The sequence below is a fragment of the Stenotrophomonas sp. TWI819 genome, from assembly GCF_039673075.1.
In the GTDB taxonomy this organism is placed as follows: Bacteria; Pseudomonadota; Gammaproteobacteria; order Xanthomonadales; family Xanthomonadaceae; genus Stenotrophomonas; species Stenotrophomonas rhizophila_B.
In genome coordinates this window covers 143,355-159,245 of sequence record NZ_JBDJKY010000008.1, presented here as the reverse complement: position 1 = coordinate 159,245, position 15,891 = coordinate 143,355, and the positions used below count along the sequence as shown (strand labels likewise).

The following is a 15,891-nucleotide window of genomic DNA, read 5'->3' as shown; positions in this document are numbered from 1 at the left end:
GTGGTTCGATGATAGGGCCAGCGGCGGGTTTATCCCATCAGGACCTGGCCACCATCCACATTCAAGGTATGCCCGGTGATCCAGCCCGCCAGCGGCGAGCACAGGAACAGCGCGGCGTTGGCGATGGCGGCCGGCTCGCCGAAGCGGCCGAACGGGATCTTCGCCAGGGTGTTTCGATACAGCTCCGGGTCCTGCTCGCGCCGGCGCGCCCACAAGCCATCCTCGAACTCGATCGAGCCCGGGGCAATGGCATTGACGCGGATCCGCTGCGGCGCCAGGGCCAGGGCCTGCGAGGTGGTGTAGTGCATCAGCGCAGCCTTGGCGGCCGCATACGGCGCGCCACCCGGGCGCGGCTGCTGGGCAGCGATCGAGGCCAGATGGAGAATGCAGGCATCACTGGACTGCTGCAGCCAAGGCAGGGCCAGCCGCGAAGCCCGCACCGCGGCCATCAGGTCGACGTTCAAACTGGCTTCCCAGCCCGCCTCGTCGTCGGCCATGCCGTAGCCGGTCGCGTTGTTGACCAGCACGTCGATGCCGCCCAGCTTCTGCGCGGCGTCGGCCAGCCAGCGGCCGATGTCGTCCAGCTGGGAGAGGTCGGCACTGGCCGTGTGCACGGCCAAGCCGAGCGCCCCGGCATCCGCACGCAGCGCGGCCAGACCGGCCTCACCGCGTGCGCAGACCGAGACGCGGGCGCCTGCCGAAGCAAACGCCAGCGCCATCGCGCGCCCGATGCCCTTGCTGCCCCCGGCGATCAGCACCCGGCGCCCGGTGAACTCCAGGCGCGGGCCGGCCGGCAGGTGGGGCGCTGCGTCCATCACAGGTCGAACTTGATGCCCTGGGCCAGCGGCAGCGAGTCGGAGTAGTTGATGGTGTTGGTCTGGCGGCGCATGTAGACCTTCCAGGCGTCCGAGCCGGACTCACGGCCACCGCCGGTGTCCTTCTCGCCACCGAACGCACCGCCGATCTCCGCGCCCGAGGTGCCGATGTTGACGTTGGCGATGCCGCAGTCCGAACCCGCTGCCGAGAGGAAGCGCTCGGCGGTCTTCAGGTTGGTGGTGAAGATCGAGGAGGACAGGCCCTGCGGCACACCGTTCTGCATGTCGATCGCTTCGTCCAGCGTGCTGTACTTCATCACATACAGGATCGGGGCGAAGGTCTCGTGCTGGACGACCTCGTCGCTGTTCTTCAGGCCGGTAACGATGGCCGGCAGCACGAAGTTGCCCGCGCGATCGATGCGGGTGCCGCCGGTCTGCACGGTGCCGCCGCTGGCCTTGGCCTTCTCGATCGAGGCCAGGAACTGCTCCACTGCGCCTTCGCTGTTGAGCGGGCCCATCAGGTTGGCCGGGTCGGTCGGATCGCCGATCTTGCCTTCGACCTGCTTGTACGCCTTGATCAGCGTGGCCAGCACGTCGTCATGGATGGATTCGTGCACGATCAGGCGGCGCGTGGTGGTGCAGCGCTGGCCGGCGGTACCGACGGCGCCGAACACGATGCCCGGGACCGCCAGCTTCAGGTCGGCGGTTTCATCCAGGATGATCGCGTTGTTGCCACCCAGCTCCAGCAGGCAGCGGCCCAGGCGATGCGCGACCTTCTCGGCGACCTGGCGGCCGACCTGGGTCGAGCCGGTGAAGCTGATCAGCGGCACGCGCTTGTCGGCCACCATCTTTTGCGACAGTTCGGTGCCGGCATCGTTGATCAGGAAGAACAGGTCCGGGAATCCGCCCTCGCGCAGCGCCTCATTGCAGATGCGCATCGAAGCGATCGCGGTCAGCGGGGTCTTGTTGGACGGCTTCCACAGGCAGATGTCGCCGCAGATCGTGGCCAGGAAGGAGTTCCATGCCCATACCGCGACCGGGAAGTTGAACGCGCTGATGATGCCGACCAGGCCCAGCGGCTGGTACTGCTCGTACATCCGGTGGCCCGGGCGCTCGGAATGCATGGTGTAGCCATAGAGCATGCGGCTCTGGCCCACGGCGAAGTCGGCGATGTCGATCATCTCCTGCACTTCGCCATCGCCTTCGGGCTTGCTCTTGCCCATTTCCAGCGCGACCAGCGAGCCCAGGGCATCCTTGTTGGCGCGCAGGGCGTTACCGCACAGGCGCACGGCTTCGCCACGGCGCGGGGCCGGGGTGGTGCGCCAGACCTTGAAGGCCTCCTGGGCGCGGGCCACGATGGTTTCGTAGTCGGCGTCGGTGGTCGCGTAGACCTGGGCGATGGCTTCGCCGGTGGTCGGGTTCACCGGGGTGATCACACCGGCATCGGTGGCCGTGGACCACTCGCCGTTGCCAAGGTAGGTGCCAGCGTTGGTCGCGTCGAGGCCGAGGGCCTTGAGCAGGTCAGAGGACATGCAAACTCCTGTTGCGTTGCGTTTGTAAGGCGCTGGCCGCTGGCAGGGTGGGGGGCGGCAAGCTGAACCCCGAATGGTAACAGAGGGGCGTAGTGCCTCATCTGGCGGTGCAGCGCGCCGATCGGCACAAGACCATGGCGGAAGCCGCCCGGTCGGCACTGGCGCGAAAGCAACGGTCGTTGGTGACCCCGGCCCGATTCGAACGGGCGACCTTCCCCTTAGGAGGGGGACGCTCTATCCAGCTGAGCTACGGGGCCAACAGGGCCTGCAAGGATACAGGCAAACAGGTTGGCTCTGCAGCCGTGCATCCCTCCAAAGCAGATTGCCCGCTCAACCGGAGGGCGCCGCGCAAACTACGTTGCTTGCGGCCGCTCATAATCCTCAGGGGTCGCCCCATGCTCCGCCTCCGGCATGTCCTTGTCTTTCCACCGGGCGTCATCGTTCCTCAGCTTGTCCGGGGTATGGCTCTTCTGCTGGTCATCTTCTTTGGTAGCAGGTGCTCGCGGCGCAGTCGTCATGACATCTCCTTGTTTGATCAACGCTCCGGGGTCTGCTTGCCAGACGTATCACCCTGGCCAAAGTTCGGCTGGGTGATGCCGTCGTCCTCACGGACGCCATCCGGCTCACCTTCACCCGCCTTGCCACCCTTACCGTGGCCGTGCTGGTTATAGCCCTCGTTCTCCGTCTTCAGCCGCGCTGCATCCGGGTCTTTTGCGTCCTTGTCATCGTCAGGCGGCTTGGCCGCAACAAAAGGAGAGATCGGGTCACTGGCCGGAAACGTCTCTTCCAACGCCTCATCGTGGTTTTCCGACGTGCGCTTCTTGTCGACGGCGCCTTCCGCTGGCGGGCAGTTGTGCATGGCATGGGCGTCGTCGGCGGAGGTGGGCGGGGTCTTGTCGTGCTGCATGGCGTGTCTCCTGCGCGAACGGGTAGGGCGGTAATGACTCGACGCTAGCCCTGCCGCTGTTACGAAGGGGCGGGGGCGCCGTGAAGGGCGGGTGCTCCCACCGGCTTCACCTGGTAATTCCTATCGTCCAGACCTCGCCATACAGAGGCTGCCGCGATGCATGAGATGTTCGAGTTGGGGATGGAATGGTGGGAGTTCGTGTTCCGCGCGGTCGCGGTGTATGTGGTGGTCCTGGTGCTGACCCGGATGAGCGGCAAGCGGTCCATGGGCCAATCCACGCCGTTCGACATCCTGGTGATCGTGCTGCTGGGTACGGCCGTGCAGAACTCGCTGATCGGTGAGGACACTTCGCTGCCCGGCGGGCTCATTCTGGCGGCCACCCTGATCGGCCTGAACTGGTTCGTCGGCTTTCTGGGGGCGCGCAGCAAGCGCCTCAACGAGATCGTGGAGGGCGTGCCCGTGGTGCTGGCGAGGCACGGCACGATCTACTGGGAGCAGGTGAAACGCTGCAACGTCAGCCCGGCGGATCTGGAAGTAGCGATGCGCGCGAACGGCTGTGAGGGCTTCGCGCAGGTCGAGCTGGCCGTGCTGGAAACCTCGGGCGAGATCACGGTGCACAAAGGCCGTTCCGAAGGCGATGACTGATCCGGCGTACGCGCCCGGCGGCGTCGCCCTCGCTGGATGTTGACGGGATGCCGCGTAGCGTCGAAGCCGCCCCACAACAGGAAAACGTGCGATGTACATGCCACTGGACAGTGAAGCGATGACCCCACGCGATGATGCGATCGCCCAGGTGCCGGACCCGACCCCGGACCCCATGCCGCCCCCGCCGCCGGTGGAAGAGCCCGGCCGAGGCGATCCACCGGCGCAGGAGCCGCCGCAGGAGGTACCGCCGGAGGGTGATCCCGCGCCTGCATCGCCGCCGCAGGAGCTGCCGCCGGATCCGGAGACGCCTTCGGCGCCTTCAGTGGAGTAACACGCTGCCGGCCGACAGCGCACCGGCAGAATGAATGATTCATGCCTCACGCGAGGGCAAGCGCTCCGCGTGGCGGGAGTATCAGCCTGCAAAGTGGCGGGGTGAACGCCCCGCACACGGTGCGGTCACGACGCTGCCACGCCGTACCACGTACCACAGAGGTACTTGGACACGGAGTTTGCTATGCGCGCACTGACTTACCACGGCAGCAAGGACGTACGGGTCGATACCGTGCCGGACCCAGCGCTTGCCGCCCCGGACGACATCCTTCTGCGCGTCACCGCCACGGCGATCTGTGGCTCGGATCTGCATCTGTACCGCGGCAAGATCCCGGATCTGCACACGGGCGACGTGCTGGGCCACGAATTCATGGGCGTGGTGGAAGAGGTGGGTGCAGGCGTGATGGATCTGCGCCCGGGCGATCGCGTGGTGATTCCGTTCGTGATCGCGTGCGGTGAGTGCTTCCATTGCCGGCTCACTGAGTTCGCGGCCTGCGAGACCACCAATACCGGCAAGGGCGCGGCAGTGAATCAAAAAGGCATCCGCCCGCCAGCGGCACTGTTCGGTTACAGCCATCTGTATGGCGGTGTATCGGGTGGGCAGGCAGAGTTCGTGCGCGTGCCGAAGGCCAATGTCGGGCCGCTGCGTGTTCCGGATGCGCTGGCTGATGAGCAGGTGCTGTTCCTGTCCGACATTCTGCCGACCGGCTACCAGGCCGCGCTCAATGCAGGCGTCAAACCGGGCTCCACGGTGGCGATCTTCGGTGCCGGTCCAGTCGGGCTGATGAGTGCCGCGTGCTGCCGCCTGCTCGGTGCGGAGACGATCTTCATGGTCGATCACCTGCCGTATCGCCTGGCATTCGCGCAGCAGACCTACGGCGTGACGCCGATCGATTTCACCAAGGTGGAAGATCCAGCGGAGTACATCATCACCCAGACCAACGGTCGTGGTGTGGATGCGACGATCGAGGCGGTCGGTTTCGAAGCGGAGGGCAGTGCGCTGGAGTCGGCGCTGACCACGCTCAAGGTGGAAGGCAGCAGCGGCGTGGCGATCCGCCAGTGCATCGCGGCCACCCGTCGTGGTGGCACGGTGAGCATCCCCGGTGTGTATGCCGGCTTCATTCACGGTTTCCTGCTCGGCGATGCATTCGACAAGGGCCTGACCTTCAAGATGGGCCAGACCCATGTGCAGAAGCTGATGCCCGAGCTACTCGACCATATCGGCGAAGGCCGGCTGGATCCGGGTGTGATCGTGACCCACCGGCTGTCGCTGGAAGACGCGGTGCGTGGCTACGAGATCTTCGACCGCAAAGAGGAGGATTGCCGCAAGGTGATCCTGACGCCCTGATATGAACGCTGTGGCTCCTGCTGCACCCCCGGTTGCACATCAACATCCGGTGACCAATGGTGACGACCTGCAGGCGCAGGCCCGCGCGTGGATCGAACACCAACCCTCGTTGCCGAGCCCCGGCAGCGGGGATACGTTGCTGCGCTGGCAGGCGCTGGCGCACATGGCCGCGCGCGATCTGTGCCTGGCCAAGGTGCTGGAAGCACATTACGACGCGCAGGCAATCCTGGAAGAACTTGGCGCCGCGATGCCGGACAGTGATCGGCTGGGTGCGGTATGGGCAGCCGAAGGGCCGGCAGCAACTCTGCGCTTCGATCGGGCCAGCGGCACGCTCTCCGGTGACAAGCCGTGGTGCTCCGGCGCCAGCTGGGTTGACCATGCGCTGGTGACGGTGCGCGACGACGACCGCTCGCGGCTGTTCCTGGTGCCGGTGCGCCGCGCCAGCGTGAGTTTCCTGCCGCAGACGTGGCAGGCGACGGGCATGGGGCGGGTTCCGAGTGGCACGGCACGCTTCGATCAGGTGCCGGCCGTCGAAATCGGTGCGGGCGACGCCTATCTGCAGCGCCCCGGTTTCTGGCATGGCGGCGCGGGCATCGCGGCCTGTTGGTTTGGCGGGGCCAGTGCCTTGGCCGAGCCGCTGCTGCGCAGCGCGCGTGCCGATGAGCCGGGGCCGGCATCCGGCCTGCTCGGTGAGATTGACCTGGCGCTGTCGCCGTGCGCATCCCTGCTGCGCGAGTTGGCCGCGCTGATCGATGCGCAGCCCGACGAACCCCATCAGCGCGAGATCGTGCGGGCGCGCAGCGCCGTGGAGCGCGCCGCCACCCTGACGCTGGATCGGGTGGGCAGGGCGCTTGGGCCAGGCCCCATGTGCATGGACCCGGCACACGCGCTGCGCTGGGCCGACCTGACGGTCTTCATCCGCCAGAGCCACGCGGACCGCGATTGGCAGCATCTTGGCAACCTGATGCACCGCGAGGGGCGTACGTGGACACTGTGAATCGTCAGATTGAAGGCGGCGGCGTGACCGAAGCGCAGTGGGCGGCATCGCCGTGGTTGCAGACACTGCCGCTCGCGTCCCCTGCAACGCTGTTCGGCGATGCACGACGGCTGGTGGTGGTGTCGCCGCATCCCGACGATGAAGTGCTGGCCTGCGGTGGCCTGATGGCGCTTGCGCACCAGGCGGGGCTGCCCGTCACGGTGATCTCGGTGACGGACGGCGAGGCCTGCTATCCCGATCACCCTGCGTGGTTGCCCGAGCGGCTGCGCGTGGCCCGTGCCGCTGAGCTGGACGAGGCGCTGCGTTGCCTGGGCTTGGCGAGTGCAGCGCGGATCGCCTGGCACATCGGCGATGGCGCGGTGACAGCCAGCGAGGCATGGATTGGCGAGCAGTTGGTGAGCCTGCTGCAGCCAGATGATCTGGTGTTGGCACCGTGGCGCTTAGACGGGCATCCGGACCATGAAGCGGTCGCGCGTGCCTGCGTGCAGGCCTGCACCGCACGCGGCGCCGCAGTGAAGGAATACCCCGTGTGGGGCTGGCATTGGCTGGATCCCGCGGCGGCAGCGACGGTCTGGGCGTCGGCCACACGCTATGCGCTGGATGACGAGCTGGTGGGCAGCAAGCGCGATGCGATCCAGCGATTCGTGACCCAGACCGGTGCGGTGGAGGGCTTGGAGTGCGAGCCCATCCTGCCTGCCGATGTGCTGCAGCGGTTCGAACGCAACTACGAGGTAGTGATCGGATGAGCGATGTCGCCTATTTCAATGCGCTGTACGAGGAAGAGGATCCCTTCCAGTACCGCACCCGCTGGTATGAGCAGCGCAAGCGTGCGCTCACCCTGGCCAGTCTGCCGCGCGAGCGCGTTGCCCGTGGCTGGGAGTTGGGCTGTTCCAACGGTGTGCTGACAGCGGCCTTGGCCGAGCGCTGCGATCACTTGCTCGCCACTGATCTGAGCGAAGGCGCCGTCGCCGCGGCGCGCGCGATCACCCGACGCCACGCGCACGTCTCCATCGAGCAGGCCCGTCATCCACAGGACTGGCCAGCAGGCGCGTTCGATCTGATCGTGCTCGGAGAAATGGGTTACTACCTCTCACAAGACGATATGCGTCAGCTGGCGGCGCAGGTGGTCCAATCGCTCACGCCGCAGGGCGTAGTGATCGCCTGCCATTGGCGCGTGCCGTTCGAGCAGGCGCGCTGCAGCGCCGCGTTCGTACACGCGCAGTTTGATGACAGCCTGCCACGCCTGTTCTCGTACCGCGACGAGGACATGCTGCTGGAAGGTTGGTCGGCCGAGACCACCTCGGTGGCCGAGCGCGAGGGCCTGCGATGATCGCCGTGACCCTTCCCGCGCACAACGAAGAACAGCTGATCGCGGCCTGCCTTCAGTCGCTGCAGGTGGCGGCGCTGCATCCGGCCCTGCGCGATGAGCCCGTGGTGATCGTGGTGGCGCTGGATCGCTGCAGTGATGCGACGGCCTGGATCTGCCAGCGCATGGGCGTAGAGATGGTCAGCGTTGACGCCGGGTGTGTGGGTGTCGCGCGTGCGGCAGCGAGTGAGCGCGCGTTGGCGCTGGGTGCGCGCTGGATCGGCTGCACCGACGCAGACAGCGTGGTCCCGCCGGATTGGCTTGCGCGCCAGCTGCAGTGTGGTGCGAGCGCTTTTTGTGGCGTGGTGGCGGTGGGCGACTGGTTGGACTACCCGCAGGCCGTGCGCGAGCAGTTCCTGCAGGGCGAGCATGCGGTGGACGGGCACCCGCACGTACACGGTGCGAACATGGGCTTCAGCGCGGTGGCGTATCGGCAGTCCGGCGGCTTCGCGCCGCTGGTCACGGGTGAGGACGTCGCGCTCATCCAGGCGATGCACGGGGCCGGCATGCAGGTGGCCCGGCTCGCCAGTCCACGCGTGATGACCAGCGCACGCCGGCACGCGCGTGCACCGCATGGTTTCAGTGACTTCCTGCGCCGCCTGGAACAGCGTGTGGGCTTCGTGGCGGACGATGTGGTGAGCGACATCGTCCCCAATTCGTTGCTGGCGCGCTGAAGGAAGTAACACGCATTTCGCACCTCGACGACGCGCCGTACACATCTATCGCGCAGCGCGTTGAGGTCGCTGAACACTGGGATTTGAGTGTCACGCCGACTTCATGGCCGATGCGGAAAAGTCGACTCACCCCGACAACAACACACGGGTCAAACCGGACCAACAGGAGTACATCGCAGTGAATACCGAATCGAAGACCGCGCATAACTTGAACGACCTGATCGAAATCGCCCGCGATGGCCAGGAGTTCTACACCGAGGCCGCAGGCAAGGTCGAAGATGCCGAGTTGGCGGCGCTCTTCACCCGTATCGCCGGTGTCAAGAATGAGATCGTCCGCTCGCTGAGCGCCACCGTTGTCGCCGCCGGTGGCAAGCCGGCCGACCATGGCACCTTCGTCGGTTCCATGCAGCAGTTCTACGGCAAAGTGCGCGCCACCCTGGGCGACAAGCAGTACGGCTACGTGGCCGAGCTGGAAGAATCCGAAGATCGCCTGCTGAAGGCGTTCAAGGACACCCTGACCGACGCCGACACCTCGCCGGCCGCGCGCCAGGAAGTCCAGCGTCTGCTGCCGCAGGTGCAGGAATGCCATGCCGTGATGCGCGACCGCAAGCACGCCATGAAGCACTGAGTTTCAGACCTGCGAGGCGGCGGCGATTCCCCACGGTCGCCACCGCCTTGCTCCCTGAAGCGGTACACAGAACAGCCCCGGCCCCGCCGGGGCTGTTCGTTTGTACGGGGCAAGCGCTAGGCGGAATCGCATCCAGACGGCAGCGAACGGTCACCGGGGATTTGGTGCATACTCGGGACAAAGAGCCGCTTGGATTTGACATGGAACACATGCGTTGGCTGACGCTTCGTCTCAGCAACAATCAATCCATCGGCCCGAAGGTGCTGATGGACCTGTGGGCCAACGCGTGCGAGACCAATCAGTCCTCGGTGACGCGCGAAACGCTGCCCGGCAAGTCCACCTCCTACGCGCTGCACGCACCGACTTCGCTGGCCTATCCCAAGCGTGCGGAACTGCGCATGCGCAAGCTGCTGGAAGAGGCTGGCTACACCTTTACGCTGGGATCGCTGGCCGACCGCCCGGCGCCGCAGCCGGTGCGCTTCCGCTGACGTCGTTCAACGGCATCGCATTCATTCTCGATCCAACGCCCTGCGACCGCGTGTTCAGTCGACGCGGTCGGCGGCCACGCTGCGGACCATGATCCGGACCGGCATGCCCGCGGCATGCTGCAGCGATTCCAGCGGTGCCCAACCCAGGCGGCGATACAGGCCGCCATCATCGGCTTCGGTCTGCAGGTAGATGTCCCGCACGCCAAGGGCCTTGCCGCGCGCCAGTAGTTCCGCAATGACCGTCTCGGCCAAGCCGCGGCCGCGATGGTCCGGGTGGACATAGACGCCCCCCAGCCAATGCAGGCGTTCGGGGCGCTCCGTGCGCTCATGGAATTTGAGCTGCGCGGCAGCGACGGGGACCTCGCCCTCCAGTGCCACAAGCAGCAGGGGCAGCTCATCGTCCTGGAGGAAGATCTCCAACCGTTGCTGCTCGTCCAGCAGGGTGAGTCCAGCAACATGGCTGCCCCATTCCTGGAAATACCATGCGGCGATGACCGGCAACAGGTCGGGGCGATCACTCAAGGGGACGATGCTGCAGGCCACGGCGAACGCTCCATGTTGTACGGGTCGGCTGCCATGGTACGCGGATGCGCAGCTTGCAGCGCCCTTCGCCCTGCGCGCAGACTATCGGCATGCACGCCAGCGCCTGCCACCTGCGGTGTTACGGAACGTCCAGCGATGTGGACCGGCATGACTTTGCGCAATGGATCCTGCCGCTGCGCGGCGATCTGGATGTCGAGCTCGACGCAGTGGGCGGCCGCCTGGATGTGCTGCAGGGTGCCTTCGTCGCGCCCGGCGAAGGACATGCCCAGACCGGCGATGGCGATCATCTGATGTTGATCGTCGATTGCCCGGCGGGCGTGATTGATGACCTCACCCTCGAACATCTGCGTCGCCAACGCTGGCTGGCATTGCCGAAGGGGTTGCGCCAGCGCCTGGCCGGTGCGCCCGCGCGCGGCAGTGACGATCTGCTGGCGACCCTGCTTCAGCAATACGCACCTGCCGGCAGCGCGGCACGCCTGCATGCACTGTGCACCCGGCTGTCAGCCAATCCGGGGGCGGACTGGAACGTGGCCCGCATGGCGGCACTGGTCGGCATCAGCGGCAGTCGCCTGCACGCGGCCTTCGTCCAGGAATTCGGGGTGCCACCGCAGGCCTGGCTGAGTGCCTGCCGGTTGCGCTGGGCCAAGCACCGGCTGCTCACCAGCACCGACAGCATCGCCACGATCGCCCTCGATGCAGGGTACTCCGAGCACAGTGCGCTGACTCGAGCCCTGCGCCGGGAAACCGGGTTGACCCCGCAGGCCTTCCGCAGGCAGTAGCCTCGGTCAAGACGTCGCGGTGCGCGGCTTCTACACTGCGCGGCCAATGCATACCGCGTGAGCCGCAATGAAACGATCGATGGGAGTGGGCATCGCCAACGGCGTTGCCGCCGGCGCGCTATGGGGCGTGGTGTTCCTGGCCCCGGCGATGCTGCACAGCTTCACTGCGGTGCAGCTCTCGGCGGGGCGCTATCTGGTCTACGGCCTGATTGCTGTCGTGCTGCTGGCACCGCGCTGGCGCCAGCTCAAGGATCGGCTCGGCTGGCCTGAGTGGCGTGGCCTGTTGTGGCTGAGCCTGGCCGGCAACCTGGTGTACTTCCTGCTGCTGGCCAATGCGGTGCAGTGGGCCGGTGGTGCGGCCGCCTCGCTGATCGTGGGGTTGATCCCGGTCGTGGTGACCCTGGCGGGTGTACGCGAGGAAGGGGCGGTGCCACTGCGACGCCTGGCCCCGGCGCTGCTGCTGTGCCTGCTCGGCGTGGCGTTGGTGGGCTATGAAGCCTTGATGGCCGAACACGCGCAGGGCTCGGCCGGGCGCCGCTTGCTCGGGCTGCTGTGCGCGGTCGGTGCACTGTTGTCCTGGGCGGTGTATTCCATCGGCAACAGCCGCTGGCTGGCACGCCGCCCGGATCTGTCCGGCCATGACTGGTCGCTGCTGACCGGCATCACCACCGGAGCGCTCGCCCTCGTACTGGTGCCGAGTGCGTTCCTGACCAGTGCGACCGTGCATCCGCCGGGCGAGTGGCTCAATTTCTGGCTGATCAGTGCGGGTGTGGCGGTGGTCGCCTCGGTGCTCGGCAACGCGTGCTGGAACCGGGCCAGCCGCAACCTGCCGCTGACCCTGACCGGCCAGATGATTGTTTTCGAAACGCTGTTCGCGCTGTTGTACGGCTTTGCCTGGCAGCAGCGCTGGCCGACGCTGATGGAGACGGTTGCCATCGTCTGCCTGGTGTCGGGCGTGCTGATGTGCGCGCACGCGCATCGGCCGCCCGCGGCGGTGGCCGAGCATGTGGGGTAGGGCAGGCGTTGTGCTGTCTGGATGGTGTCATTCGCAACTTTTTGACCGACGATCGCAGCGGTTTACGTGCCGCCATCTTTTGCAGCGCAGCACTTGACAAGCAGGGCGGTAGCGTAGTTTTCTTGGCCCATGGTCACCCCCGCCGCCCACGTCAGCCTGCTCCTTCCCGCCTCCGCGGGGGGCCAGGCCGTGTCGACCGGTACCACCATCATTACCACCGCCACCACTCGCCCGGTGCGGCCCGTCGTCTTCGCGTAATTTCCGAAAACCACGGCCCCGCACCCAGATCAGGTGGCGGGGGAAACTCTCAAACCTGATGTGACGCGGGGCCTCCCATCGAGGTCAGCATGTCTTCTGTCGCCGCTTCCGCTCCACCCTCCGCCCAGCCCGCCGTCTCCGTCGCCGCGCGGGCCGGCGTGACCACCGTGGTCCACAAGTTCGGCGGCACCTCGGTGGCCGATGCCGAGCGTTATCGCCATGTCGCGCAGTTGCTGCTGGCGCGCGAGGAAGCGATGCAGGTCACCGTGGTCTCGGCCATGAAGGGCGTCACCGATGCGCTGATCGGCGTGGCCACGTTGGCGGCGGAAGATGGCTCGGCCTGGCGCGAGCAGTGGCACGCGTTGCGGGCACGCCACCGCGGTGCGGCGGTTGCCTTGTTGGGCGAACACGCCGGGGCAACGGTGGAGTGGCTGGACCAGCGCTTCGACCAGTTGGCCGAGGTACTGGGTGCGCTGGCGGTGATCGGCGGCCTGCCCACCGAAGTGCTGGATCGCGTGCAGGGCATGGGGGAGGTGTACTCGGCTCAGTTGCTGGGCAAGTACCTGCAGACGCTGGGCGAAGACTGCGCGGTGCTGGACGCGCGCGATGTGCTGGTGATCGAGCGCGGCGAACTGGGCGTGGACGTGGACTGGGTGCGCAGCGCCGAGCGTCTGGCCCAGTGGCGCCTGCAGCATCCGCAATCGCGCATCGTGGCAACGGGTTTTGTCGCCCGCGATCGCCAGGACCGCATCACCACGCTGGGCCGCAACGGCAGCGACTACTCCGGCGCGATCTTCGCCGCGTTGTTCAACGCCGATGAGCTGCACATCTGGACCGACGTGGACGGCGTACTCTCGGCCGACCCGCGGGTGGTGCCCGAGGCGGTCCAGCTGGAAGCGCTGAGCTACGACGAAGCCTGCGAGTTGGCCTATTTCGGCGCCAAAGTGGTGCACCCGCAGACGATGTCGCCGGCGATCGAGCGCGGCCTGCCGATCATCATCCGCAACACCTTCCATCCGGACCATCCGGGTACGCGCATCACCGCCGAGCGCACCGTTTCGGGGCCGATCAAGGGCCTGACCCTGAGCCCGGATCTGGCCGTGATCAACCTGGAAGGCACCGGCCTGATCGGCGTGCCCGGCACGGCCGAGCGGGTGTTCGCGGCGCTGCGCAATGCGCATGTGTCGGTGGTGATGATCTCGCAGGGCTCGTCCGAGCACTCGATCTGCTGCGTGGTGAAGCAGGCCGAGGCCGTGCGGGCGCGTGAATCGCTGCTGCAGGCGTTCGCGCATGAGTTGAGCCTGGGCCAGGTGCAGCGTGTGCAGTTGACCGACAACGTGAGCGTGCTGGCCGCCGTGGGCGATGGCATGGCCGGCCAGCCCGGCGTGGCCGCGCGCCTGTTCGAGTCGCTGGGCCGCGCGCAGGTGAACATCCTGGCGATCGCGCAGGGCTCGTCGGAGCGCAACATCTCGGTGGCGGTGGACAGCCGTCATGCGACCAAGGCCCTGCGCGCGGCACATGCCGGGTTCTGGCTGTCGCCGCAGACGTTCTCGGTCGGTGTGATCGGCCCGGGCAATGTGGGTGCGGCGCTGCTCGATCAGCTTCAGGCGGCCCAGGTGCAGCTGCTCGGCCGCGCCAATGTGGATCTGCGTCTGCGCGCGGTCGCCTCGCGCACGCGCATGGTGCTGGACGAGCGCGGCCTGAAGGGTGACTGGCGCGCGGCGCTGTCCGGCCCGGCGCAGCCGAGTGATCTGGAGGCGTTCACCGAACATCTGCTCTCCGCCCATCTGCCGCACGCGCTGATCATCGATTGCAGCGGCAGTGCCGACGTGGCCGACCGCTATGCCGGCTGGCTGGCCGCAGGCATCCATGTGGTCACCCCGAACAAACAGGCCGGTGCCGGTCCGCTGGAGCGCTATCACGCGATCCGCGAGGCAGCGGCTGGCAGTGGTGCGCGATTCCGCTATGAAGCCACGGTCGGTGCCGGCTTGCCGGTGATCACCACGCTGCGCGACCTGGTCGATACCGGCGATGAGGTGCTGGCGATCGACGGCATCTTCTCCGGCACGCTGGCGTGGCTGTTCAACAAGTACGACGGCCAGGTGCCGTTCTCCGAGCTGGTCAGCCAGGCGCGTGGCATGGGCTATACCGAACCGGACCCGCGCGATGATCTCTCCGGCGTGGATGTCGCGCGCAAGCTGGTGATCCTGGCGCGTGAGGCGGGCCGGGAGCTCAGCCTGGAGCAGGTGCGCGTGGAGAGCCTGGTGCCTGAAGCCCTGCGCCAGGCCAGCGTGGACGATTTCATGGCCGGCCTGCCGCAGATCGATGCGGTGTTCGCCGAGCGTTTGGCAGTCGCCAAAGCTGACGGCGCCGTGCTGCGCTATGTGGCGCGCCTCACGCCGGACGGTGCTGAAGTCGGCCTGGTTGCGCTGCCGGTCGGGCATGCCTTCGCGAACCTGCGCCTGACCGACAACGTCGTGCAGTTCACTACGCGTCGCTACTGCGACAACCCGCTGGTGGTGCAGGGACCGGGCGCGGGGCCGGAGGTGACCGCCGCCGGTGTGTTCGCCGATGTGCTGCGCGTGGCGGTGGGTGAAGGAGCACGTTTGTGAGTGTGGGCAGCATGACGGAGGCACGCGCGTTCGCACCGGCCTCGGTCGGCAACGTGGGGGTCGGGTTCGACATCCTTGGGCACGCCATCGAGGGCGTTGGCGATACCGTGACGGTGCGGCGCATTGAAGCGCGCGTGGTGCAGATCCGGGCGATCCGAGGCACCACGGTGGACCTGCCGTTGGTGGCCGAGGACAACACGGCCGGCGCGGCGTTGATCGCGCTGCATACCGCGCTGGATCTGCCGTTCGGCTTTGAGGTGGAGATCGACAAGGGCATCGCGCTGGGCTCGGGCATGGGCGGTTCGGCCGCGTCGTGCGTGGCGGCGCTGGTCGCGGCCAATGCGCTGTTGCCGCAGCCATTGTCGCGCGAGGCGCTGTATCCGTTCGCGTTGACCGGCGAGGCGGTGGCCAGCGGTGGCCGCCATGGCGACAACCTCGGGCCGATGCTGCTGGGCGGCCTCGTACTGAGCACAGCGGATCGCTTGGTGCCGGTGCCGGTGCCCGCCGCGTGGCACAGCTTGCTGGTGCATCCCGAGGCGGTGCTGGAGACCCGCCGCGCGCGCGCCGCGCTGCAGGGGCATTACGCGTTGGGCGAGTTCGTCGCGCAGAGCGCGAATCTGGCGCTGGTGCTCAGTGGCTGCTACACCGGCGATGCCTCGCTGATCCGTGCCGGGCTGCGTGATGTGCTGGTCGAGCCGCGCCGTGCCGGTCTGATCACCGGGTTCGCCGCCGCGCGCGATGCGGCGCTGGCGGGCGGGGCGATGGGCGCCAGTATTTCCGGCGCAGGGCCGAGCGTGTTTGCCTGGTTCGAGCAGCGTGATGCGGCCCTTGCCGCGCAGGCGGCCGTGCAACAGGCATTTGCCGAGGCCGGCTTCGACAGCCAGGCTTGGGTGTCGCCCTTGAATGCCCCCGCCGCGCGCTTGCTGTGACGCGTCCACTCTTTCTACTTTGGGA

General features: G+C 67.2%; 17 protein-coding genes and 1 tRNA gene. 13 read left to right on the top strand and 5 right to left on the bottom strand.

Annotation, left to right across the window (positions count from 1 at the left end):
- Positions 1 to 29 precede the first annotated feature (29 nt).
- The 4 genes from ABE463_RS12790 to ABE463_RS12775 form a co-directional block, all read right to left on the bottom strand.
- Complete coding sequence (locus tag ABE463_RS12790) at positions 30 to 815, bottom strand: SDR family oxidoreductase (protein ID WP_346468425.1); 786 nt, start codon at positions 813 to 815, stop codon at positions 30 to 32.
- On the bottom strand, positions 815 to 2,347 hold the full coding sequence (locus ABE463_RS12785; protein WP_179459102.1) for an aldehyde dehydrogenase family protein: 1,533 nt from the start codon (positions 2,345 to 2,347) through the stop codon (positions 815 to 817). The genes ABE463_RS12790 and ABE463_RS12785 overlap by 1 nt, the downstream gene beginning before the upstream one ends.
- A gap of 180 nt (positions 2,348 to 2,527) precedes the next feature.
- Positions 2,528 to 2,604: transfer RNA gene (locus ABE463_RS12780), tRNA-Arg, on the bottom strand.
- Positions 2,605 to 2,882: 278 nt separating this feature from the next.
- Positions 2,883 to 3,254 carry a hypothetical protein gene (locus ABE463_RS12775; protein WP_346468424.1) on the bottom strand — a complete coding sequence of 124 codons (372 nt, stop codon included), beginning with the start codon at positions 3,252 to 3,254 and terminating at the stop codon, positions 2,883 to 2,885.
- A gap of 156 nt (positions 3,255 to 3,410) precedes the next feature.
- On the opposite strand from ABE463_RS12775, the gene ABE463_RS12770 reads away from it, so the two are divergent.
- The 9 genes from ABE463_RS12770 (at position 3,411) to ABE463_RS12730 (ending at position 9,730) form a co-directional block, all read left to right on the top strand.
- Complete coding sequence (locus ABE463_RS12770; RefSeq protein WP_346468423.1) at positions 3,411 to 3,899, top strand: YetF domain-containing protein; 489 nt, start codon at positions 3,411 to 3,413, stop codon at positions 3,897 to 3,899.
- Positions 3,900 to 3,990: 91 nt separating this feature from the next.
- Positions 3,991 to 4,230, top strand: coding sequence for a hypothetical protein (locus ABE463_RS12765; protein WP_184997070.1), 240 nt, complete (start codon positions 3,991 to 3,993; stop codon positions 4,228 to 4,230).
- Positions 4,231 to 4,413: 183 nt separating this feature from the next.
- Positions 4,414 to 5,577, top strand: coding sequence for a zinc-dependent alcohol dehydrogenase (locus tag ABE463_RS12760; protein WP_346468421.1), 1,164 nt, complete (start codon positions 4,414 to 4,416; stop codon positions 5,575 to 5,577).
- A gap of 49 nt (positions 5,578 to 5,626) precedes the next feature.
- Positions 5,627 to 6,574, top strand: coding sequence for an acyl-CoA dehydrogenase (locus ABE463_RS12755; protein WP_346468420.1), 948 nt, complete (start codon positions 5,627 to 5,629; stop codon positions 6,572 to 6,574).
- Complete coding sequence (locus ABE463_RS12750; RefSeq protein ID WP_346468419.1) at positions 6,571 to 7,320, top strand: PIG-L family deacetylase; 750 nt, start codon at positions 6,571 to 6,573, stop codon at positions 7,318 to 7,320. Before ABE463_RS12755 ends, ABE463_RS12750 begins: the two co-directional genes overlap by 4 nt.
- Positions 7,317 to 7,904, top strand: coding sequence for a class I SAM-dependent methyltransferase (locus ABE463_RS12745; RefSeq protein ID WP_346468418.1), 588 nt, complete (start codon positions 7,317 to 7,319; stop codon positions 7,902 to 7,904). Before ABE463_RS12750 ends, ABE463_RS12745 begins: the two co-directional genes overlap by 4 nt.
- Positions 7,901 to 8,614, top strand: a complete 714-nt coding sequence (locus ABE463_RS12740) for a glycosyltransferase (protein WP_346468417.1) — start codon at positions 7,901 to 7,903, stop codon at positions 8,612 to 8,614. Before ABE463_RS12745 ends, ABE463_RS12740 begins: the two co-directional genes overlap by 4 nt.
- Before the next feature lie 178 nt (positions 8,615 to 8,792).
- Positions 8,793 to 9,242, top strand: coding sequence for a PA2169 family four-helix-bundle protein (locus ABE463_RS12735; protein ID WP_019183020.1), 450 nt, complete (start codon positions 8,793 to 8,795; stop codon positions 9,240 to 9,242).
- 200 nt (positions 9,243 to 9,442) lie between these two features.
- Positions 9,443 to 9,730, top strand: coding sequence for a hypothetical protein (locus ABE463_RS12730; protein ID WP_046272599.1), 288 nt, complete (start codon positions 9,443 to 9,445; stop codon positions 9,728 to 9,730).
- A gap of 54 nt (positions 9,731 to 9,784) precedes the next feature.
- Here ABE463_RS12730 and ABE463_RS12725 read toward each other — a convergent pair whose 3' ends face one another.
- Positions 9,785 to 10,252, bottom strand: coding sequence for a GNAT family N-acetyltransferase (locus ABE463_RS12725; RefSeq protein ID WP_346468416.1), 468 nt, complete (start codon positions 10,250 to 10,252; stop codon positions 9,785 to 9,787).
- Between the two features lie 110 nt (positions 10,253 to 10,362).
- Between ABE463_RS12725 and ABE463_RS12720 the strand changes: the two genes are divergently transcribed.
- The 4 genes from ABE463_RS12720 (at position 10,363) to ABE463_RS12705 (ending at position 15,866) form a co-directional block, all read left to right on the top strand.
- The gene (locus tag ABE463_RS12720; RefSeq protein WP_346468415.1) at positions 10,363 to 11,052 is read left to right on the top strand and encodes an AraC family transcriptional regulator; all 690 of its coding nucleotides are present in this window, start codon (positions 10,363 to 10,365) and stop codon (positions 11,050 to 11,052) included.
- A 67-nt stretch (positions 11,053 to 11,119) separates the two neighbouring features.
- Positions 11,120 to 12,067: a DMT family transporter gene (locus tag ABE463_RS12715; RefSeq protein ID WP_346468414.1), complete on the top strand. Its 948-nt coding sequence runs from the start codon at positions 11,120 to 11,122 to the stop codon at positions 12,065 to 12,067.
- 347 nt (positions 12,068 to 12,414) lie between these two features.
- Positions 12,415 to 14,937, top strand: a complete 2,523-nt coding sequence (gene thrA / locus ABE463_RS12710) for a bifunctional aspartate kinase/homoserine dehydrogenase I (RefSeq protein ID WP_346468413.1) — start codon at positions 12,415 to 12,417, stop codon at positions 14,935 to 14,937.
- Between the two features lie 11 nt (positions 14,938 to 14,948).
- A complete protein-coding gene (locus tag ABE463_RS12705; protein WP_346468412.1) occupies positions 14,949 to 15,866 on the top strand; it encodes a homoserine kinase in 918 nt (305 codons plus the stop codon).
- The last annotated feature ends 25 nt before the right edge of the window (positions 15,867 to 15,891 follow it).